The following is an 18,712-nucleotide window of genomic DNA, read 5'->3' as shown; positions in this document are numbered from 1 at the left end:
CCCTAGTACGTATCGTGAATAATTGGGATCATAGAACGGATCAGGCATCCCTGCTCCATAGGTATTGCTTCAATACGCCCCTGATGGGCTTCAATTATCCCCTTAGCTACTGCCAAACCAAGCCCTACGCCACCTTCACTCTTTTTCCCTGTTGCGTTTCGATAAAAGAGATCGAACATTTGCTCTGCTTGTTCAGCCGTAATGCCAATGCCGCGATCTTGAATATCAATCACTAGAAATGTGTCTTGCTGATAGATTATTACGTCAATGATGTCATCGTCGGGCGAATAGAACAGCGCGTTATCAAGAACATTAAACACCGCTTGTTCAATAAGAGACGCACTAATCTTGGTATTCGATAACTCCCCGTGGCAATCAAGATTAATCCGCTTTTGTTTCTCATTGAAGCGCAATATTGCCTGGCGCACGACATCAATTAATGACTCATCTGTCCGTTTTACTTTTAAAGCACCGTGTTGCAGCTTAGTGGCCTGTAACAGATTTTCAATGTACTGATGCAGACGATGACTTTCCATCGTTGCACTGTCGAGCAACTCATGTTTCTGCTCAGTATCGAGCTTATCCATATACTCTTTTAACGTTGTCAGAGTACCGATAATTGCCGCAAGTGGCGTTCTTAAGTCATGCGATACAGACAACAAAATGCTACTGCGCAATTGTTCCTGCTTCAATGCATCTTGCTGGCGTCGATAATGGCCTGCCAGTTGACTGGTCAGCAACGCAACAATCAGAAAGAACACAAGATTCAGAACATCTTCTGTATGAAACATTTGTAAGGAGTAACGTGGTGATGTGAATAGCAGATTGTAGCTAACGGCCTCAATAAAAGCGGAAATATAGGCCAATTTAGAATTACACTTCAACGCAATCACGACAACGGCTAATTGCAATATAGACAATACTGAAATCGTCGAGTGAAAAGTCTCATCGATTAACAAACTGCTGGTTAATCCGCATATCAATACAATAAGCGAAAATAGAAAATCGTTAATACGCCAACTTTTCATGAAGATAACAAATATACTTGGAATTGAGAGTACAAAAGACTTTAACACCACCTTGAAAGTTAAGCGCGTAAAAAAGGCGTAAAATTGTTTTTCAGATATTGCTCTTAGAAACACGAGCGGTATTTTGATACAACATAGAAGGTCAGAGGAAATCGGAGGGAACCGATATGCATAACAGTTTGATCGGCAGTGAAAATATATTCTTAGGGTTGATAATCGTCGTTATTTCCATTCCACTGCTACGTAGAAAAATTCGCATGAATCCTTGGTACGGTATTCGACATAAGGCCTCTTTCCATTCAACTGATAATTGGTTTTTAATTAATGAATTCGGTGCCAAAAAACTCATTAGTTGGTCTTATTACGTCATTGCTTTTGGGGTTGCTACTTTGTTTTTGCCAACATTTGGCACTACGACAACCTTTTTCTCAGAGCTCGCCCCTTTAATTCTGATTGTGCCCTTTTACCAGACAATGCTGTATGCCAAAACCTTGCGAAAATAAAAAAGGAGCTGAATCGGACCATCCAGCTCCAAACACGACTGAAAGACATTAGGGCAAACACTAATCCATATCAGGTGTAAATAACCCTTTCTTCATAAAGAACTTCACCCAAACGACCGTGATTAGAGCAACCAAGGCTAGAATTCCGCCAGTGATGCTGTATACCATCGTGGTCATCTCCGGAGAGGGTGAGTTATTCAAGGCCACATAAATCATTGCAACGATACCAACGATCTGTGGCACAGGATAAAATGGTGTTTTATAAGGACGCTTCGCTTGTGGAAGGCGCTTACGTAACACGATAACGTCAATGTGCGCCACGATATATGCTAGTAACCAACTGGTTGTTGCAGCGATAACCAGAATGATTAGCGAGTCCACATCGACCAACAGATACGGTATCGTCGTGCACACAGCAATCATTAGAATACCAACCCAAGGTGCACCGAATTTATTTTGTGCTTTAAGCATTGGGAACACCTGACCTTCCATAGCCATACCATGCAACATGCGCGGGACCGATGCCAAGATAGTATTAATCGTGCTGCAAGTCGCAGCTAAAGCCATAACGGTGGCGATAATCAAACCGCTTTTACCAAATACTGCGTTGATATAATCAAGGTATGGTATCGGTGCATTAACTAATGTATCCACATTCAGATACAGACTGGCTCCGTACGCAAATGCCAAAAAGATACAAAAGATCATGACAAGAGAGAGATGCATAGCGCGTGGAATATTCTTCATTGGATTTTTCACGTCGTTGACCATCGGACAGATGAATTCCACACCTACCATCAGCCACATAGCTAACGCAATCAAACCAACAAAACTACCATCCATTACGCCATTGAAGCTCCAATCGACCGTCGTACCAGTCAATTCAGGATGAGGTTCACTCACACCCGTTACTGCGCAAAAGCCCACAATCACTAAGGCAGCAACCAGAATAAATGCCAATAAATTCTGAACTTTGGCAAAAATATCCGTACCCACAAGGTTGGTCACAGTAAGGAGTGCCAGAATAACGATAGGTATCAGCTTATCTGACGCCGCGCCAGGGAAAAGCTGCCCTAACATTGTTTCCACCAAAAACATTTCGACGGGTAACGCTAATACAGCTACAACGACATATCCGGCAAATACCGAGACGATAGCAGGGAAATGTCCCATCGCTTTTCGAGTATAAGTCGCGAGTGTTCCTTCCTCAGGAAACATTAGCGATAACTCAGCAAAACTCATGGCATTACATTGTGCCAAAACAAAAGCACAAATCATTGCGGCGACAAAAGACATTCCGCCTAAGCCGATACCTTGAGTTGCCGATATCATGGCACCTTGAACAATCACCAACCCGATGCAAATACCCATCATGGTCGGTAAACCCATTTTCGCTTTTTGATTATTAGTTGCTGATCCTTCAGCGGTCCTCAATTTAGTCGACTGTGCTAGTTCGCTCATTTTGCTCTTCCTTATGTCACTAAAATCAAATCCATTATTTATAGACGACTAAACTGATAGGGCTTCGGATCAACAATAGGTTCTACCCCACTGACAAGATCTGCGGCTAAATGACCTGCTGCAGGTCCTGTGCCAAAGCCATGACCAGAGAATCCGGTCGCTATCGTTAAGCCAGGTATTGCACTAATTTGGTCAATGACGGGTTTTGAATCCGGCGTTACATCGATCATTCCGGCCCATTCTTCAGCAATATCCGCCTGCTTAAACTGCGGCCAAGCTTTGCGAAGATTAGTCAATGCTTCCTGATTCAAACTTGGGTTATGAATCGGGTCCATAGTGCGAATGTTTTCGAAGAACGTTGGTGTTTCGATTGACCAGCGTCTTGGAATTTTTAAATCTTTAAGAAAATGTTTGCCCAGAGAAATACGCAGTGCGCTTCCCTGCTCTTTGAGTTGATGTAAATAACGGTGACCAATTAAGAGATGATCTAACGTTAATGGAGCTTCGATTGCGCCACGCTGCATGATGACAAAGCCACCATCAAGATGCTTACGGAAAGAGAAGTTAGGAGCAGCAACAGCAATATCTGTCGGTCCTTCCATTGGTTTTGTTCTCAATACAGAACAAATCAGATGAAGAGACGGTAACGAAACACCGTGATTGCCTAAGAAACGTCTTGACCAAGCACCTCCTGCCAAGAGTACTTGCTCACATTGAATTTCGCCTTTTTCCGTGATGACACCACTAACTTTTCCAGCGGAACGAGACAGGCCGCGTACTGCGCAGTTTTGAACAACTATCGCCCCTTTCTGAATCGCCGCCTTTGCCATGGCACTGGTCGCGATAGAAGGCTCAGCTCTACCGTCAGATTCTGTGTATAACCCACCATTCCACTGCCCAACGCCACCGGGAACCATAGCGTCAATCTCTTTTTTACTCAGCATTTTTGAGTCAATGTTGAGGTGTTCAACCGACTTAAGCCACGCTTCCTGCACTGCTGTTTGTTGTTCATTAGGAGAAAGGAACATTATTCCGCTACGTTGGTAATCAACGTCACGCCCAATACGATTAGGCATATCTGCCCACAAACGATCGGCAGCAAGTGCCAAAGGTATATCTTCCGCATGGCGGTTGGTTTTACGGATCCAACCCAAGTTTCGGGCTGACTGCTCCGCGCCAACAAATCCCTTTTCTAGGACGACGACTGGAATGTTGCGTTCAGCCAGTGTCAGTGCAGCACTTATACCAACAATACCACCACCGATAATGACCACACTGGTCGATTTCGGCAGTTCATTTGGGGTTTCGACATACTCTAATGTTTTGATCATAGCGATATTCCTAAGTAAGCTGACATCACCAAGATGCCAGCCAAACGACCTTGTTTACTTCAACCTAACTTTCTCAACATCACTTTGTGCCGCACCACGAAATGCAGTGACTTCAAGTTCTACTTTATAGATAGTGGAACCTAATGGCGGGCAAGTGACTGTTGTAGCCGGGTCAATCCCTTTAAATTTTCCACCGATATATTCCATTACTGCTGGCACATCTTTAGGGTCTTGGATGAACACTTTTGATGTCACCACATCGGCTAAAGACGAATCTACAGAAGCTAATGCGCGCTCGATGTTTTTAAACACCTGATCGGTTTGTTCAAATACATCTGTTGGCATTTCATTTGTTTCTGGGTTACGACCGGCAGTATTGGAAACGAAGATCCAATTATCGACGGAGACTACGCGTGAGTAGCTCGCGACATCTTCCAGTTTTGAGCCTGATTTTACTTTTACGATACGAGTCATTTGGACTATTCCTAAACAGGTTTTTTATTGTTGTAATGAATTAACGGAGCGCTGGCTCATCCCAAAGATTGAGTTTGATGCCAATGCCTTTTTCCACAGCGTTTCGATAAATACGAGTTCCCCAAGCAACGTCTTCAACCGGCATACCACCGACAGACATAATGATGATCTCTTCATCATTTTTGCGTCCAGGGGCATCACCTGCGGTAATTTTGCCGATGTCTTCTAGCTGTTCTAGAGTAAGTTTGCCTTCAGCGATCATGTCCATGAATCGTACGCCTGGCAGAGGGATATAGTTGTGGGCTGGCTTAGGCACTTCTTCATACCAAGCTTGGTACAAACCAGTGTTATCCAGAACCTTACGAACATCATTTTTTTCCATATCATCATCAAGACTGCAGTACGCTGGCATCGCCAAAAATGTTCCAGGTTTAACCCACTCCCGTTTCACAATTGGATAAGTAGAAGGATCACCTGCTTCGCCTGAATTACAGTAAGTGACGATATCGGAGTCACGCACAACGTCTTCAAGCGTATCGACGACTTTGATATTCGTAACCTGAGGATAATTAACATTGAGCCAGGTAATGAAATCATCCAAACTCTTTTGTCCACGACCTTTAACTTTGACCGTATCAATCTCGGGACATGCCGCGATGAACGCAGCAACGGCAGTTCTGCCCATCACACCCGGACCAAGTAGACCAATCACTTTAGAATCTTTACGAGCCAAATGACGCGCGCCGACGCCAGGTACAGCACCGGTACGGTAAGCAGAAAGTAGATTTGCAGACATGTACGCGAGTGGTGCACCAGTTTCAATATCATTCAGAATGAACATAAGGATAGAACGTGGCAGACCTTTTTCGCGGTTTGCGATATTCGAGCCATACCATTTCACACCACAGGTCTGAAAACTGCCACCAAGATAAGCAGGCATAGCCATCAAGCGACGATCAGCCGTTGGTTTTGGCATACTAGGGAAAGGAGATTCGTCGGGAAATGTAATCATCGCACCGTGTGAGTCACTGTTTGGACCCGCCATGCGATAATCGCCTTTATAAAGTAGCGTGAACATCTCTTCCATCGTATCCACACATGCAGGCATATCTGTTACACCCGCTTTGATCATGTCTTGTTCAGACAGATAGATAAAATCTATTTTAGTAGTATCCGACATACTCTCACCTACATCCTTTTACATTGTATCCAGTGGTTACCATCACGTCTGGTAGCCTTTTCGTTATCGATACTATGGTGAGAATTTATGCGCGTATTGAACTTTTACGACATTACTGAGAGCTGCTTTCCTCCAGAAAAGCTGGCACTCACTTTGCAATATCCAACGGGTAAACATTAACGATTTTGGAAAAGGGTATCGGCGTATGGACAATTTAGCGACCGTTTGTAAAGTAGCTGGAATCCACTCAAAGCAGCCTTGGTTTGTTATGAGTGCACAGCAGTTTTTTACCCATTTAAAAACCGATAATCCGTCTGTTTCACATTACTACAGCTTCAAGTCTGGCCCGAAAAGCGACCCAACAATTGCTGTGCCTGATGGCTGTATTGATCTATTATTCGATTGTGATGCCGAATCACCCTCTGCGATGGTCTGTGGCACCACTTTAGAAGCACGTTCGGTGCAGTTTAATTATAATCGCCGCTACTTTGGTGTCCGATTTAATCCAGGAACGTTTCCAGACTTTTTGGACACTACTGCCAGTGAAGTGATTGATAAACAATGTGATTTGAGAAATGTTCTTAAAGGAGCAGATCAGCTCGTAGAACAGATCGCTGCAACCCAATCATTTGAAGAACAGGTCTTAACCGTTAAGCTGTTTTTACAAAAGAAGCAAGCTCGCAGACCTTCCAACCTGACTGCTCAGATCGTTGCCAAAATATGTGAGCATAAGGGGAATATTCAGATTCAGGATCTCGAACGCTATTCAGGCTATACCGCGCGAACTCTTCAGCGCCAGTTCAAAAATGATATTGGTTTAACTCCGAAAGGTTTTAGTCGAGCAATTCGTTGTCAATCAGCAATTTATGACATTAATCATGGAAATGGTGTTACCTTCACCGACCTCGCATTCGACCTAGGTTTCAGTGACCAGTCTCATTTTCTGCGGGAATTTAAGAAGCTCGTTAGCGCCACACCATTAGAGTACCAAAATCGCGTCAAACAACGAGAGTATCTCGACCGAATTCAGTGTTATTAACCGCTAGTAACTATCGCTTTGTTGCATCACAATGAGGCAATTGCACCAAAATAGAACCAAAACATTCCTTATTTCCACTGAGAATGGAATAAAAATTTTCTATACTTACTTCAAATAATTCATACTAAAAAGATAAAAAGAAACCCGCTAACGAGAGCGGGTTGTCTATTTTCCAATCACTTTCTTGTTCAATCTCAGTCTTCAGCGTTAGGCACTGTCCAAAAACTAGGGATCGCTTCTAAGTGTTGTGACCAGGGAGCCCGGCTTCCCGCATACAAATGAGCGTTCGGAGTTTGATGCAAAGCGCTATCCAAACAACCTGCCGGAACAACTAAGAAACCAAATGGCTTTTCACTATTGGGTAATGCAGAGCCACAATTCGAGCAGAACGCTTTCGCGTGGCGGGTGTTAGGCAATTGATACGTCTTAACGGCTTCGTGCCCCTGAAGCCAGGTCAGTTTTGCTGACTGAGAAAATAAATTGGCGCCATGATCGGAGCCAGTATCTTTCTGACAGTGCTTACAATGACAAAGATAGAAAGAGTCGAAATCTCCCTCTATTTCAAAATGGACTGTACCGCATAAACAGGAGCCAGAGTGCTTAGTTACCATAGTTGTCACCTTTCTCTATCTCAATACTGCACACGCATCGAGAATAAGTGCTCTTATACGGTAAAACAACCGATTAAAATATAAACAGTGACGAAGGTGTAAGTTTCATGTTGACCACGATGCAACCCTGAAACTAGAGAGATAGAAAGACGCGAATCGTCATTTTATGTATCAGTTAATTCTCACTATCTAATGAACGAATAATCCGTGCAGGATTCCCTCCGATGACGACATTGGAGGGAAAGTCCTTAGTGACAACGCTACCTGACGCAACTACCACGTTATTGCCCAATGTCACCCCAGGATTGATTGTCGCATGACCACCGATCCAACAATTGTTACCAATCACAATTGGTTTTGCGAATTCAAGACCCGAAGCACGCTCCTTCGGATCGATGGGATGACACGCGGTATAAATACCTACTTGAGGTCCCAACAAACAGTTATTGCCAATATGAACTTCAGCACAATCCAATATTACGCAGTCATAGTTTGCGTAGAAATTGTTACCAACATAAATATTGATGCCATAATCACAGCGAAAACTTGGACTGATCGATATATCTCGTCCAGAACGGCCAAAAAGCTCATAAAGAATAGGCTTTGAGTCTTTACCCGGTTTGAGAGTGTTGAATTGATGCAACAGCTCTTTTGTCTTTACTCTAATGTTGATGAGTTGCTCAACATAGGGATTGTAGAGCTCACCTGTACGCATTTTAGTTAATTCGTCCATCAATACTCTCTCGTCATTAGATGAATTGTTCGTTAAATAAGTTAAGTTATCTTTTAATCAGAATAAATGATGTTGCTGATGACTGTACTTCTGAAGCTCCTTCATCCCGTCAGGCCCAGTCATAGATAACATCAGTAAAAGAACTGCAAACGCTGATTAGTCAGTTTAAAGTGTAACAAAAGAGGCTCTCCAGATTTGGAGAGTCTCTTCTTCTATGAATGAGTATTCCCTAAAAAATACTGTTTCTTATGAAAAAACACGTTATTTCTGTTGAGAAAGACTCTTTTTCTCATCTTCAATTTGCTTCATAGTGTGATAAAATAGTGACTAACCTCACTGTCGTCAAAACACTCACATATGTCCAGTCGATTAGACAACTATCTCCCATTGGGCGTGCGCTTCATGCTGCTCTCGGCCCTAGGATTCGCTTTCATGTCAGCGACCGTCAAGCTTGTCGGTACCTATGGCATCCCTTTATTTGAAATTGTTGCTGCAAGAGCACTTGTCTCGCTCATCATTAGTTATGCGGACGTTAAGAGAAAAGGAATTTCTATCTGGGGAAATAACAAGAAACTGTTATTCGCTCGGGGAACGTTTGGGACGTTCGCTCTAATCTGCGTATACTACTCGGTAACCACCCTACCTCTCGCCGCAGCAACAATATTACAATATGTTCATCCGGTTTTTACCGCCATACTGGCCGTTTTTTTCCTGAAAGAGCGGATTCAGGTCCCAACCATGATTTGTATCGTTCTGTGCCTATTTGGTTTATCTGTCATGGTTTTTCCAAGTATGGAAGACAACATTGACTACCATTTGCCTCTTTTTAGTGTCGGGATAGCTCTGATTGGCGCATTGGGAAGCTCTATTGCCTACGTTATCGTCAGAAAACTGAGTAATACTGAAGACAGCTCAGTGATTATTTTTTACTTCCCCTTGGTCGCTCTACCGGTTTCTGCTTTATTAATCGGAGACGATTTTGTTATGCCTGATTTACACCAGACTTTGATGATGGTGTTAATTGGAGTTTGCACGCAAGTTGGACAATATGGGCTTACCAAGGCAATGCAGACACAAACTGCGGGTAAAGCATCGGCATACTCTTATGTGCAAATTATTTTTTCCGGTTTAATCGGGGTTTGGGTGTTTAATGAGATCCCATCCGTATGGACCTATCTAGGTGGGGTGCTGATCGTTTCAGGTGCGTTGATCAACGTATTTGGCTCGCATATCAATGCATTACGTAAGAAATACGCTTAATGATAAAGGGCGGTACCTAGCAAGTACCGTCCACTCAATTTAAAAACCCAATCGGGCTTTAAGGCCTAATTCTGTTGAATTGTTACTTGGTTCTAAGTAACCGCTGTTTACGTTTGAACGATCGATATTCCAATATTTAAAGTACGGTGTAATACCGAGACTAGAAATCACACCTAAATTAACGGCTGTAGAAAGAGTTAGAGAGGCTCTAAGCCCATACCCATTCTTTTGCGTAAATTTAAGATCTGGATAATTACCAGCATCACTCAAATTAGTCTGATTCTCACCACGAATCAGGTAATCATATTCAAGTTCGCCACGTACCTGCCAGCCTGTTGACTCTGTTTGAACCGCGATACCAATAGGCAGGTAGAGATAGTCTTGAATCCGGTCATAAGCGTTAGCTCCTGTCGTCGTTTGCCTTCCACCATGATCATCAAACAAGCGGCGAAAGCCTAACCCGGTATAGGGTGTTACACGAGTGTTCATTTGACCTGCCATATCCGTGCCCACCAAACCACGAACTTCCCAAATAGAATTTGGCACGCCATCGTCAGAGCCGCTACCATTGCTTGTGTAGTCAATGTCACCCTCAATGTAAGATCCTTGGAGCCCTAACATTAGTCCATTATTTCGCACCGCAATATCACCACCAATCCCGATCATACTGCCTTTCATCTCCATGAAATTTGGTTCCTCATAGCGGAAGTGAGATGTGATTAAATCGATCCCCCCTTCAACTTCCTGTGCTTGAGACGCAACACTAAAGCAGCAACACAGCACACCAGCGGTATAAAAATATACTTTCATATATAGACCTATAAGTGAATGATTTAATAGCAAAATCAGGCATCGACCAGTTCGCTATGAATAAAACGTTGGCGGGTAACCACGCCCCACTTTTCGTCGTGAAACTGATCTTCAGTATAGTGGCTATTGGTATAGTCATTGAGAACAGAACGCCAAAACGAGACCGCATGTTCGGCGCCAGCGACCTGTTTGATCGTCCATGAACCGCCAAGCTGAGCAAACAAGGTTTTTATAAAATAACGGGCATATCCGTTGCGACGAAAGAAAGGTGCAACATAGAAATCGCAAACCTCGAAATGAGTGTCTTCGCCAAATTCGATTGCAGTATGTCCCGCTGGAGTATCATTAACGTACAACAGGAAACCCTGTACCTGACCGCCCAATTCTGTATCAAGAGGAAAAATACCATTTGTGTCAGGTGCTTTCTGCATTATTTGCGAAAATTCAGCTTCGTATGCCTGCGCCAAATTAAGATAAATGTGTTGATTCGATTGATTGACAGGAACAATTTGCATAACAGGTAAGATGTAGCACGAAAAAAGTTAAAATATTCGTTACATCATACCTTTATCACACAATTACGGAAGATTTAAATATTTAATCTTTTCCTTCAACTTCGTTCATCATATCTAGATAGCGCTTTTCGATAAAGTTCTTCTCTTTTTCAACATGCTGTAATTTAGCCTGCATCGACTCAAGTTCCTGGCGCATCGCCTGGACTTGCTTTGACTGAGCAGTCGAGTCCTCTCCCCCAGCTCCTGCGGCTGCTTGCTTCTGCTGCTCAACGGATTGAGCTATACGAATGTATTCTTGTTCTAGCTGAGCAAAGTTCTTTTCTATCTCTTCTTTCTCTGCTTTAAGCTCATCCACTGTCTCATACTGAGAGTACAGCTTGCCGCGTGTCACTTTGAGTCCTTTAACGCTCCTATCCAGATTCGCCTTGAGACGCTTGATCAATTTATAAGATTGATCGAGCTGTTGATTTAGGCTCTCGATAGTCTTTCTGTCTTCATCTGAAATATTCTGATTCGTGGTCTGAGAAAAATGATTGATTTGCGCTTCAAGAGCCTGCTGAATAGCCATCAGCTGATTGATAGTTTCCGCATTTGCGCTGGTATAATTTATTGCGTTATCAACGGACTCCTGACAGAGAGACAATGTTTTATCTTGTTGAGGTGAATTACCACCAACCTGGCGAGCAAACTTACGAAACTCTCGGATAATAAGCAGTAAAATGATAAACCAAACCAGCAAAATCAGTAGTCCAAGATTTACCGCAAGTATCATTAGCACATTGTCTGGCACCCAGTCAGTCATTATATCTCTCACATTTTTTAATAGTTTTGGCACTAATTGTAGTTGTAATAACAATTTATACATATACTAACGAAATGTTTTAACAAATAAACATGTGCATCTGTGAATATTCTTGTAGTTGATGACAGCAAAGCGACCCTTGAGATTGTGCGTCGGGCGCTAATGAAATTTGATTACCGACGTTTAGAAATAAAGAAACTCGATAATCCGTTAGAGGCGCTTTCTTTGCTGAAAAGCTGGCAGCCAGATATTATTCTTACCGACTGGCACATGCCGGAAATGTCTGGCCTCGAGTTTATTCAGGCTGTTATGAAATTAGATCTAGCCATTAAAGTGGGCATGATTACCACGGTAGATGATGAATTAATGGTTCGTCAGGCAAAAAAAGCGGGCGCAAGTTTTGTTCTTGCCAAGCCATTTGATGACGCCGAATTGCATCGACACCTGCTTAGGGTGGTTCAAGAAACCGAAGACGCACAAATTATTCCAGATCATGATTCCGGTGGATACTCCGAAGGAATCGCGTTACCCAAGCTGCCTCAATTAGAAAAGTTATTAAAAAAGGTGATTGGTTCCTCTGTCCGGATCAATAAAATTCATCCACAAGCGTTTGATAATTCGAAATTACCTTGCTTGGCAGCGATTTACATTGATGAAGAAACCCACAAAACTCGCGCGGTGGCGTTACTTGATATCTATGCCATTTGCGTCTTTTCATCCAGAAACCCCGATCTTAACGAGCAAAGACTTAAATCGATGATGCTGGAAAAAAACGTCGAAGACGAAGTGTTGGCGACGTGCAAAAAAGTCCTGGTTAATACTTCACTGGCCTTTCTCGATCAGCACTCGCGCAAAAGCCTCAAGCTTAAATCACTAAACGTTTTTCATGATAGCTTTGAAAAGCTTGAGGCATTGTTTAATGCCGCAGACGGCAGGCGAATTGATTTTTCCTGTCAGGTTGAGGGCTTAGCCCAAGGCAAGGTCACGATGATCGGCTTCTGATTATCGCAACCACGTTGATGATTAATCCTGTAAATGCGCTGAAAACCCAACGGTTTCAGGCGTTATGTCAGATTTGAGTGTTAGCTCTGGGATAGAATAATCACCCAAATTTTGACGGCGAAATGGTATGGGGTCCACCGTGTCTACTTGACGAAGTCGGTGGAGTAATTCATCGCTCAGATGACTAAAACCGTCATCGTCCATCTTATGCGTTTTGTACACAACGACCGGAGGTAATACTTCCATTCCGGGATAAAACAGCATCCCATGGTGGATTGGAAACAGCAAATCTTCTATTGGACCATTAATACCTCTGCCACTATAGTGCGACTCCCATCCTCCAGCAGTGATCACTAGCATTGCCTTTTTACCGGATAACTTACCCTCGCCATATCGATCGCCCCAATGTGTATCTGAGTGTTCACCGTAGCCATAAGCAAATCCAAAAGCATAAACTCGCTCAAACCATCCTTTCATGATAGCTGGCATAGAAAACCACCAGAGCGGAAACTGGAAAATAACCAAGTCAGCCCAAAGCAGTTTTTCCTGTTCTTGCGTTATGTCTGCTGATTGAGTGCCATTGACAAAGGCTTCACGGGAATCCTCTGATGGATGAAAAGGAGTGCTGGGATCTTTGTCTGTCCTGTCCTGCTCATTGAGAACAGCTTTCCAGTTCATGGCATACAAATCGGATACTTTCACATCGTGTCTAAGCGACTGTAGATGCTTCACGATTTCCAATTTAATGGCACCATTGAGCGAAGTAGGTTCAGGGTGCGCATAGACAACAAGTACGTTCATTATTTTTCCTCTCTTGGATAAAAGTCTTGATTCATCATAGAAAGGACTTTGATATAGTTGTAATTAATTTCATTTATACGAGGTATTAGCGTGGTTAATTTCAATCATATCGATCTCAATCTATTGCGTACCTTAAATATTCTACTCGTTGAACACAGTGTTTCTAGAACCGCAGAGAAACTTCATTTATCTCAACCCTCTGTCAGTGTTCACCTCTCCAAACTTAGACATATATTCAATGATCAGCTTTTAATTCCTGAATCGAAAGGAATGCGGCCCACAGCACTGGCCGAGCAATTGAGAAAACCGTTGGCAGACGCAATGGATGTTTTGGGCTCGGCGGTCAATACTGGTCTAATCTTTGACCCTGCTAGCGCAACAAATACATGGCGGCTTGCCGCGGCTGACTATGGCGAATTTACAGCAATCAAAGCCGCATTAAACTCTCTGTATGAAAAGGCGCCTCACAGCCAACTGTCCATCACCCATATGATACCAAGCCGGATAAGCAAACAATTAGAACGGGGGGAAATCGATTTAGCGTTTCATCTGAGAGACGAAAAACTGGCCAATTTACGCAGCAAAACATTATTCACCGAACGCTATAAATTGGTCGGAAGAAAAGGTCATCCAAGTCTCAACCATAACCTCAATCTAGACACTTTTTGCCAGTTAAAATATGGTTTGGTTTCAAGTGATGGCGGAGGTTTTAAAGGCATCACAGACGATATTCTCGCTCAGCATAACCTATCCAGACAGGTTGTCTTATCGGTACCTCATTTCCATTTTCTAATGTCCGCAGTGACAAATTCCGATATTGTTGCCCTGCTGCCAGAAAGACTACTCATCGGCCAATCCAATCTTACTGTTATTGAGCCGCCGATTGACATACCGGGGTTTGAACTGGTTATGTTATGGCATGAGCGTAGTCATCGAGATCCGGCTCATCAATGGCTGAGAGAACAGTTCGTAATCGCTAATCGCTCAACCGCTCTGTAAATCCCACTGGCAGTTTATCGAGCGAGAGTTTAAGTGCATCAAAACAGCGTCGATCGATTGCCGTTTCCAGATTTTCTTGCATAATACTCAACGCTTTTGCTACAGGCATTGCGGCTCGGTAGGGACGCTCAGCGGTAATAGCGTCAAAAATATCTGCCGTGGTAATAATCCGCGTCATCAAGCTAATATCGTTAGCGGATACACCTCTCGGATAGCCTGTTCCGTCGAGTTTCTCGTGGTGCGCACCAGCCATACGGGCAAGAGACTTGAAAGGTGAAATTTTATCTAAAATCTCTTCGGTAAATGCCGCATGTGCTTTCACTGCCTCCCACTCATGCGGGTCAAGTTTGCCAGGCTTATCTAGAATCGTATTACTCACACCCAGTTTACCCACATCATGAAGCAGTGCGGCTCTGCGCAGCCAAATTCTATCTTCCTCTTGTATATTTAGCTCTTCCGCGATCAGATCAGTAAAAACAGCAACTCGCTCACTGTGCCCTGCTGTATATGGGCTTTTCGAGTCAATGATTTTGCCGAATGCGGTGACGATACTATCAAAGTATTCATCGTCAACACGGATATTGGCTTGTGCAGGAGCCAGCTCCATCACCTTGTGCTTGATATTTGCATTACTCAGTCCAGTGATGAATTCGTCATCCTGTGCCAAAAGCTCCACGATCTTAACCAACTCAGGATCGAACCATTCACCAGACCGTTGCGTCGCTTCCTTGACGGCAGAATCGATATCTTGCTCAAACTGAAAAACGTCGACAACTTGGGAAATCAAAGCGATACGAGAAAATAGAGAAATGGCTTCACCACTTAATTGATCCGGTCGACCACTGCCATCCCAGTGTTCATCGAGGCTATGCACCCCTTGTGCAGTCGCATCACTAAAACCAAGCTCTTTTGCTATATCAGCCCCTCTAGAACAGCGGGTTTGAATTAAATCTTGTGCATAATCGCTACCATTTTTCAGAATATCGATAGTAGTACTGATTCTTTTAGTCCAGCTTTGACCCTTGCCGGCCTGATGAAAAACAAAGTTCAATACGCTGGATAAACTGCCGTTGACTTTTTTGAACTCGTTTTTAAACTCGCGGTCGTCAGTCAGATACAGTTCGCAAATACGTGCCGCATTGCTACTGCATCCAGCATCTTTAAGTAGCAAGGTGAAGAAAAGATCATAGAGCTCTTGGTCTTTCAAACCATAACGTTCACCGATGTGCATTCCTATCCAACAGCAGCGAATACAGTGTTCCAGTGGTTGACCTTCTGTCATATCAAGAGCAGTTGTGAGTGAGAGTATCAGTTCAGATAACGGTAAAAGCTCAGATGACTGCGTGGTTTCCATTCTCAACTTCCAGCAAAATTTTCCTTATTTAAGAATAGATTGAAGTGCGCCAATGTAAAATCAATTAGGCTTTGAATGTTAGCTCAGCCACTATTCCATCACTCGATAATAATTAACGTGCCCATCCTGATACATATCCATTAGCTTTTGCGGTAGAAAACCATCCGGTTTTGCTGGACCTAGCTTTTCAATAAGCCACTGAATATGATGGTTTAAAGTGTCCTGTGAGTCCCATTGCTCATACAAAACAAATTGGGTCGGATTATCACGCTGCTGAAGAAAAGAATATGCAAGACAGCCTTTTCGCTTACCAAACGTTTCTCTGGTCAGCTCCTTAGCTAATAGTAGATATTCACTTAGATACTCCGGCTTAACTTTCAGAGTAGCCATTATCGTTAACATGCTGTCTCCTAACTTGCTTTGCGGGCAACAAAGAAAAACAGAGGATAACGAACCAATTCACCGTACGAGTTTTGTTTTTCTATCTCATAGTATGACGCCATTTTTTCCACAGTGAAGCCTGTATCCAAAGCGTGCTCTCTTAATAACTGTTCCGTGAATCCGTTGTGCCCATTAAAGTTAGGATTATGGTGATGAAAAGAACCGTCTTCCTGATATAAATCGGCAACAATAAGTATTCCCTCAGGCTCAAGGGCGCTATTCGCTTCTCGAAAAAATGTCGCCGTATCGACGATATGATGAAGTGCCATTAAGGTAACGATGGCAGAGTGTGTTCCCGTGAGTTGACTAAGAGAACTGATACAATGCGTCTGAATACTGTCGATATTCGCAGCGGATAATTTCTGCTGGGCAACGTTTAACATCTCGGATGACTCATCGACGAGGTGAACCGTATCGAATAGCCCCCGTAACTGAACGCCAAGTAATCCAGTACCACTGCCAAAATCAACACAACTGGCTGTACTTGGAAAATGAACTTGCTTAATCTGCTCTACGGTTTTTTCTGCTCTTTCTACTTTGCTTGGACTGTTGTCCCACTCATGTGCAACCGTATCAAAGTAATTTTTCATGACCTCTCCTTTGTCTGTATTCTATTCTCCAAAACTGTACTGACGCTTGATTTCGACAACTTCGACGGTATACGAGCGATACCACTTTTCCCTACCCAACTGTTGCGCGACCGCATGCTGAGTGTCCTGATGCCACTTCTGAATATCGTCTTCTGATAGCCAATAAGAGATAGCGATTTCTTGATCACCTTCAGTTACTGCTATGAAGTCCTGACATTCGTAGGTACCAAATGCTAAATCGCGCATGATTTTGACCGTTTCAGAATAGTGTGAGTCTTGCTGCCCTGTCTTCGCCTTAAAAATCACTGCAAACACCTGCTGCTCCTTTGCGTGTGCTAGAAAGCTTAAATCCGCTTTCCCTGATAATATTTTACGTCAGCGATATCGAGTAACGGTTTGTCTTCATCACTGTCGCCATAAGCGTAAACGGTTTGGTAATTGGATAAATTGATATGAGGCTGTAAAAATGCAACCTTGCGTTCCAGGCTGCAATCTCCTTGAACGTAACCGCCAGTAAAATAGGCTCCACAGGTTTTAAGTTCGCTGCATACAAGCCCTATGCCCTGTTGTTCACACCATAGTCGAAGGTAGATATCAACCGATGCTGATACAACAAAAATATCGTCGCCCTGCTCCTGATGCCAGGCTATTTTCGCGTGCATTTCGGGACGAATAACGCTCGGTAGATACTCTGCGACATACTTATGCGCAATATCTTCGATTACCTTGACACGACGACCAGCAAAGGCGATCCGTGAAACGATCGGACGGGTGACACTCGGTTTTACCCAGCCGAGCCAGTAGGAGGTTACGATAGGCCAAGCGAAAAGATAGCCAAAACCAAGACGCCATTTAGATGTCGAGTAGAAAATAAACTTACTGTACGTGTCTTCACTCGTGATGGTGCCATCAAAGTCAAACAGCGCTAAGTTCATTCAAAAGAATCCGAATTCTGGAAAGAAATGATGCGTCATACTGTCGCATATTTTTTGGTGCAATTCTGCAAATAATTGTAGAGAAGAGAAAGAAAAAGGCTACAAGAGATAAAAACGAGATTCCCCGCCGAAGCAGGGAATCGTAATTTACCAAAGAATATGTCCGATAAACGGAGCCACAAGCACGGTTACCATACCAGCAATCATCATTACCGCACTCGACACAACCCCTTCGGAGGCGCCCATTTGATAGGCTTTTGCGGTACCGGCTCCATGCGCTGAGGCACCTAAGCTCGCTCCACGTCCTAACCTAGAACGAATCGACAAAACAGTAAGAATAATCTCACCCACAGCCATACCTATAACACCCGTCATAACAACAAACAAGGCGGTTAAATCAGCTTCGCCACCTACTGATTTTGTTGCTTCAACTGCAAATGGGGTGGTAATTGAACGCATTGCCAAGCTACGCTGTAGGAGTTCAGGCAAGTTAAACAACCGAGCCAATAAAACGGTACTGCCTACCGCTACAACAACCGATACCGATACGCCGATTGAAAGTGACAACCAGTGACGTTGGATTAAATGGCGGTTATCATAAACTGGAATCGCAAAAGCAACGGTTGCAGGACCTAACATCCATAATAACCAATGTGAATCCGCCATATACGATTGGTATGGAATCTGAAAAAACATCACAATCACAACCAACAGCAGCGGAGCAAACAGCAAAGGCATCAGTAGAATATTCTTTTTACGACGATACAGAGCTTTACTCGCGTAGTAAAAAGCCAATGTCATAAACAGGCAGAAAAAGCTTAACCCATAATTTGACCAGAACAT

22 protein-coding genes are annotated in these 18,712 nt (G+C 43.4%); 5 read left to right on the top strand and 17 right to left on the bottom strand.

Annotation, left to right across the window (positions count from 1 at the left end; translation table 11 throughout):
• Nucleotides 1-2: 2 nt before the first annotated feature.
• The gene (locus EES38_RS07295) at nt 3-1,028 is read right to left on the bottom strand and encodes a sensor histidine kinase (protein WP_124936500.1); all 1,026 of its coding nucleotides are present in this window, start codon (nt 1,026-1,028) and stop codon (nt 3-5) included.
• A gap of 167 nt (nt 1,029-1,195) precedes the next feature.
• Between EES38_RS07295 and EES38_RS07290 the strand changes: the two genes are divergently transcribed.
• On the top strand, nt 1,196-1,531 hold the full coding sequence (locus EES38_RS07290; protein ID WP_124936499.1) for an SdpI family protein: 336 nt from the start codon (nt 1,196-1,198) through the stop codon (nt 1,529-1,531).
• A 60-nt stretch (nt 1,532-1,591) separates the two neighbouring features.
• Here the strand turns inward: EES38_RS07290 and EES38_RS07285 are convergent, their stop codons facing one another.
• The 4 genes from EES38_RS07285 to EES38_RS07270 are packed head-to-tail and all read right to left on the bottom strand — an operon-like array spanning nt 1,592 to nt 5,977.
• The gene (locus EES38_RS07285; protein WP_124936498.1) at nt 1,592-2,992 is read right to left on the bottom strand and encodes an APC family permease; all 1,401 of its coding nucleotides are present in this window, start codon (nt 2,990-2,992) and stop codon (nt 1,592-1,594) included.
• Between the two features lie 38 nt (nt 2,993-3,030).
• Entirely contained in the window at nt 3,031-4,323 is a 1,293-nt protein-coding gene (locus EES38_RS07280) for an NAD(P)/FAD-dependent oxidoreductase (protein ID WP_124936497.1), read from the bottom strand.
• A 54-nt stretch (nt 4,324-4,377) separates the two neighbouring features.
• Nucleotides 4,378-4,797, bottom strand: coding sequence for a RidA family protein (locus EES38_RS07275; RefSeq protein WP_124936496.1), 420 nt, complete (start codon nt 4,795-4,797; stop codon nt 4,378-4,380).
• A 40-nt stretch (nt 4,798-4,837) separates the two neighbouring features.
• Entirely contained in the window at nt 4,838-5,977 is a 1,140-nt protein-coding gene (locus EES38_RS07270) for an ornithine cyclodeaminase family protein (protein ID WP_124936495.1), read from the bottom strand.
• A 205-nt stretch (nt 5,978-6,182) separates the two neighbouring features.
• On the opposite strand from EES38_RS07270, the gene EES38_RS07265 reads away from it, so the two are divergent.
• On the top strand, nt 6,183-7,016 hold the full coding sequence (locus tag EES38_RS07265) for a helix-turn-helix domain-containing protein (RefSeq protein WP_124936494.1): 834 nt from the start codon (nt 6,183-6,185) through the stop codon (nt 7,014-7,016).
• A gap of 194 nt (nt 7,017-7,210) precedes the next feature.
• On the opposite strand, the gene EES38_RS07260 is transcribed toward EES38_RS07265, so the two are convergent.
• Nucleotides 7,211-7,627, bottom strand: coding sequence for a GFA family protein (locus EES38_RS07260; RefSeq protein WP_124936493.1), 417 nt, complete (start codon nt 7,625-7,627; stop codon nt 7,211-7,213).
• 175 nt (nt 7,628-7,802) lie between these two features.
• Nucleotides 7,803-8,360 carry a sugar O-acetyltransferase gene (locus tag EES38_RS07255; RefSeq protein ID WP_124936492.1) on the bottom strand — a complete coding sequence of 186 codons (558 nt, stop codon included), beginning with the start codon at nt 8,358-8,360 and terminating at the stop codon, nt 7,803-7,805.
• A gap of 357 nt (nt 8,361-8,717) precedes the next feature.
• Between EES38_RS07255 and EES38_RS07250 the strand changes: the two genes are divergently transcribed.
• On the top strand, nt 8,718-9,620 hold the full coding sequence (locus EES38_RS07250; protein WP_124936491.1) for a DMT family transporter: 903 nt from the start codon (nt 8,718-8,720) through the stop codon (nt 9,618-9,620).
• A 39-nt stretch (nt 9,621-9,659) separates the two neighbouring features.
• Here the strand turns inward: EES38_RS07250 and EES38_RS07245 are convergent, their stop codons facing one another.
• From EES38_RS07245 to EES38_RS07235, 3 genes are all read right to left on the bottom strand, one after another.
• Nucleotides 9,660-10,430 carry an autotransporter outer membrane beta-barrel domain-containing protein gene (locus tag EES38_RS07245; protein WP_124936490.1) on the bottom strand — a complete coding sequence of 257 codons (771 nt, stop codon included), beginning with the start codon at nt 10,428-10,430 and terminating at the stop codon, nt 9,660-9,662.
• 35 nt (nt 10,431-10,465) lie between these two features.
• Nucleotides 10,466-10,945 carry a GNAT family N-acetyltransferase gene (locus tag EES38_RS07240; protein WP_124936489.1) on the bottom strand — a complete coding sequence of 160 codons (480 nt, stop codon included), beginning with the start codon at nt 10,943-10,945 and terminating at the stop codon, nt 10,466-10,468.
• An 82-nt stretch (nt 10,946-11,027) separates the two neighbouring features.
• On the bottom strand, nt 11,028-11,747 hold the full coding sequence (locus EES38_RS07235) for a chromosome partitioning protein ParA (protein WP_124936488.1): 720 nt from the start codon (nt 11,745-11,747) through the stop codon (nt 11,028-11,030).
• Between the two features lie 102 nt (nt 11,748-11,849).
• Here EES38_RS07235 and EES38_RS07230 point away from each other — a divergent pair, with 102 nt between their 5' ends.
• On the top strand, nt 11,850-12,749 hold the full coding sequence (locus EES38_RS07230) for a response regulator (RefSeq protein ID WP_124936487.1): 900 nt from the start codon (nt 11,850-11,852) through the stop codon (nt 12,747-12,749).
• A gap of 21 nt (nt 12,750-12,770) precedes the next feature.
• Here the strand turns inward: EES38_RS07230 and EES38_RS07225 are convergent, their stop codons facing one another.
• Nucleotides 12,771-13,550 (bottom strand): NAD(P)H-dependent oxidoreductase, encoded by a 780-nt coding sequence (locus EES38_RS07225; protein WP_124936486.1) that lies wholly within the window; start codon nt 13,548-13,550, stop codon nt 12,771-12,773.
• 90 nt (nt 13,551-13,640) lie between these two features.
• Here EES38_RS07225 and EES38_RS07220 point away from each other — a divergent pair, with 90 nt between their 5' ends.
• Entirely contained in the window at nt 13,641-14,549 is a 909-nt protein-coding gene (locus EES38_RS07220; RefSeq protein WP_124936485.1) for a LysR family transcriptional regulator, read from the top strand.
• Here EES38_RS07220 and EES38_RS07215 read toward each other — a convergent pair.
• The 6 genes from EES38_RS07215 to EES38_RS07190 all read right to left on the bottom strand — a co-directional run bounded on the left by EES38_RS07215 (nt 14,527) and on the right by EES38_RS07190 (nt 18,712).
• Nucleotides 14,527-15,903, bottom strand: coding sequence for an HD-GYP domain-containing protein (locus tag EES38_RS07215; protein WP_124936484.1), 1,377 nt, complete (start codon nt 15,901-15,903; stop codon nt 14,527-14,529). The genes EES38_RS07220 and EES38_RS07215 overlap by 23 nt on opposite strands.
• A gap of 90 nt (nt 15,904-15,993) precedes the next feature.
• Nucleotides 15,994-16,305 carry a putative quinol monooxygenase gene (locus tag EES38_RS07210; RefSeq protein WP_124936483.1) on the bottom strand — a complete coding sequence of 104 codons (312 nt, stop codon included), beginning with the start codon at nt 16,303-16,305 and terminating at the stop codon, nt 15,994-15,996.
• Nucleotides 16,306-16,313: 8 nt separating this feature from the next.
• A complete protein-coding gene (locus EES38_RS07205) occupies nt 16,314-16,934 on the bottom strand; it encodes a class I SAM-dependent DNA methyltransferase (protein WP_124936482.1) in 621 nt (206 codons plus the stop codon).
• Between the two features lie 21 nt (nt 16,935-16,955).
• The gene (locus tag EES38_RS07200) at nt 16,956-17,249 is read right to left on the bottom strand and encodes an antibiotic biosynthesis monooxygenase family protein (protein WP_124936481.1); all 294 of its coding nucleotides are present in this window, start codon (nt 17,247-17,249) and stop codon (nt 16,956-16,958) included.
• A gap of 29 nt (nt 17,250-17,278) precedes the next feature.
• Nucleotides 17,279-17,869, bottom strand: coding sequence for an HAD-IB family phosphatase (locus EES38_RS07195; protein WP_124936480.1), 591 nt, complete (start codon nt 17,867-17,869; stop codon nt 17,279-17,281).
• A gap of 147 nt (nt 17,870-18,016) precedes the next feature.
• Nucleotides 18,017-18,712 (bottom strand): LrgB family protein, encoded by a 696-nt coding sequence (locus EES38_RS07190; RefSeq protein WP_124936479.1) that lies wholly within the window; start codon nt 18,710-18,712, stop codon nt 18,017-18,019.

The organism is Vibrio viridaestus (assembly GCF_003856525.1).
In the GTDB taxonomy this organism is placed as follows: domain Bacteria; phylum Pseudomonadota; class Gammaproteobacteria; order Enterobacterales; family Vibrionaceae; genus Vibrio; species Vibrio viridaestus.
This window is presented reverse-complemented; position numbering and strand designations above follow the sequence as displayed.

Coding starts and splice junctions, on each gene's coding strand:
- EES38_RS07295 (WP_124936500.1), bottom strand. CDS start 1,028: ATGAAAAGTTGGCGTATTAACGATTTTCTATTTTCGCTTATTGTATTG.
- EES38_RS07290 (WP_124936499.1), top strand. CDS start 1,196: ATGCATAACAGTTTGATCGGCAGTGAAAATATATTCTTAGGGTTGATA.
- EES38_RS07285 (WP_124936498.1), bottom strand. CDS start 2,992: ATGAGCGAACTAGCACAGTCGACTAAATTGAGGACCGCTGAAGGATCA.
- EES38_RS07280 (WP_124936497.1), bottom strand. CDS start 4,323: ATGATCAAAACATTAGAGTATGTCGAAACCCCAAATGAACTGCCGAAA.
- EES38_RS07275 (WP_124936496.1), bottom strand. CDS start 4,797: ATGACTCGTATCGTAAAAGTAAAATCAGGCTCAAAACTGGAAGATGTC.
- EES38_RS07270 (WP_124936495.1), bottom strand. CDS start 5,977: ATGTCGGATACTACTAAAATAGATTTTATCTATCTGTCTGAACAAGAC.
- EES38_RS07265 (WP_124936494.1), top strand. CDS start 6,183: ATGGACAATTTAGCGACCGTTTGTAAAGTAGCTGGAATCCACTCAAAG.
- EES38_RS07260 (WP_124936493.1), bottom strand. CDS start 7,627: ATGGTAACTAAGCACTCTGGCTCCTGTTTATGCGGTACAGTCCATTTT.
- EES38_RS07255 (WP_124936492.1), bottom strand. CDS start 8,360: ATGGACGAATTAACTAAAATGCGTACAGGTGAGCTCTACAATCCCTAT.
- EES38_RS07250 (WP_124936491.1), top strand. CDS start 8,718: ATGTCCAGTCGATTAGACAACTATCTCCCATTGGGCGTGCGCTTCATG.
- EES38_RS07245 (WP_124936490.1), bottom strand. CDS start 10,430: ATGAAAGTATATTTTTATACCGCTGGTGTGCTGTGTTGCTGCTTTAGT.
- EES38_RS07240 (WP_124936489.1), bottom strand. CDS start 10,945: ATGCAAATTGTTCCTGTCAATCAATCGAATCAACACATTTATCTTAAT.
- EES38_RS07235 (WP_124936488.1), bottom strand. CDS start 11,747: ATGACTGACTGGGTGCCAGACAATGTGCTAATGATACTTGCGGTAAAT.
- EES38_RS07225 (WP_124936486.1), bottom strand. CDS start 13,550: ATGAACGTACTTGTTGTCTATGCGCACCCTGAACCTACTTCGCTCAAT.
- EES38_RS07215 (WP_124936484.1), bottom strand. CDS start 15,903: ATGGAAACCACGCAGTCATCTGAGCTTTTACCGTTATCTGAACTGATA.
- EES38_RS07210 (WP_124936483.1), bottom strand. CDS start 16,305: ATGTTAACGATAATGGCTACTCTGAAAGTTAAGCCGGAGTATCTAAGT.
- EES38_RS07205 (WP_124936482.1), bottom strand. CDS start 16,934: ATGAAAAATTACTTTGATACGGTTGCACATGAGTGGGACAACAGTCCA.
- EES38_RS07195 (WP_124936480.1), bottom strand. CDS start 17,869: ATGAACTTAGCGCTGTTTGACTTTGATGGCACCATCACGAGTGAAGAC.
- EES38_RS07190 (WP_124936479.1), bottom strand. CDS start 18,712: ATGTTCTGGTCAAATTATGGGTTAAGCTTTTTCTGCCTGTTTATGACA.